A 509-nucleotide genomic window follows, 5' to 3' on the forward strand; every position below is an offset into this window, starting at 1 on the left:
TGCCGTCACTCGCTGGTGGACGGCATCAACCGGGCCACGGACGTGCTGATCGGCGGCAAGACCGCCGTGGTCTGCGGCTACGGGGACGTGGGCAAGGGCAGCGCGGAGTCCCTGCGTGCCCAGGGCGCGCGGGTCATCGTCACAGAGATCGACCCGATCTGCGCGCTGCAGGCGGCGATGGACGGCTACCAGGTCACCACCCTGGACGAGGTCGTCGAGACGGCCGACATCTTCGTCACGACCACGGGCAACAAGGACATCATCATGGCCTCGGACATGGCCAGGATGAAGCACCAGGCGATCGTGGGGAACATCGGCCACTTCGACAACGAGATCGACATGGCGGGCCTCGCCGCGACCCCCGGCATCGTCAAGGACGAGGTCAAGCCCCAGGTCCACACCTGGACGTTCCCGGACGGCAAGAAGATCATCGTGCTCTCCGAAGGCCGCCTGCTGAACCTCGGTAACGCCACCGGCCACCCGTCCTTCGTGATGTCCAACTCCTTCGC

General features: G+C 66.2%; 1 protein-coding gene. It reads left to right on the forward strand.

Annotated features, from left to right (window positions below; all coding sequences use genetic code 11):
* Positions 1-509 (forward strand): NAD(P)-dependent oxidoreductase (locus tag ACX6XY_RS30040; RefSeq protein WP_460337778.1); only part of this gene is annotated, 509 nt, incomplete at both ends.

Source organism: Streptomyces sp. O3, from assembly GCF_054788135.1.